Below are 618 nucleotides of genomic sequence, written 5' to 3'. Positions count from 1 at the left end.
AGCCAGTGCAGTACTTTGCTTATCGGCAAAACGCCAGGGAGGGTCGATTCTTTTTGGCCTAATCTGTACGCTCTTGGCTCTCTGGTCTTTTAGCTTGTTCGTTGGAATGTCTACCAACGAGCCTTCACAAGCTTTGTTTTGGGCACGTTGTGCTAACTCAGTCGTGTTATTCCTTCCGGTCTTGTTGTTTCACTTTGTTGTAAGCTTTGTGGGTAAGCAACATGCCTACGAGCGTGTTTCTTTCTCATACTATCTTTTATCGCTTCTCTATTTGAGTTTGATATTTATCGCTCCAGAGCATTTTCTACACAGTCCCAGCTTTCGTTTTGATGCTTTCTGGTTCCCTGTAGGGGGGAACTTGTTCTATCCGTTTCCGGTATTTTTTGCCGGGATTATTGGGCATACTCTATATGTCCTACTGCAAGAGAGAGCCGAAACAACCCGCTCAGGTAAGTTAAAGTTAGACTATCTGATCATGACGATTGCCCTGGGTTTTTTAGGGGGTGGGATGACGCTTTCTCTTGAGTTTGATATCAATATACCGCCTTATGGCTTACTTTCAGTCGCCCTTATGGTGGTGATATCTACCTACGCAGTATTGAAACATGACCTACTTGA

Annotated in this window: 1 protein-coding gene; it reads left to right on the top strand. The window is 44.3% G+C overall.

Annotated elements, in window-relative coordinates; all coding sequences use genetic code 11:
* Positions 1 to 46: 46 nt before the first annotated feature.
* The coding region (locus A3729_RS07045; protein ID WP_369820099.1) for a histidine kinase N-terminal 7TM domain-containing protein at positions 47 to 618 on the top strand (572 nt) is incomplete at its 3' end.

The organism is Oleiphilus sp. HI0043, from assembly GCF_001634935.1.
Note: the sequence above shows the minus strand (reverse complement) of the source record. Positions and strands in the feature narration are given on the sequence as shown.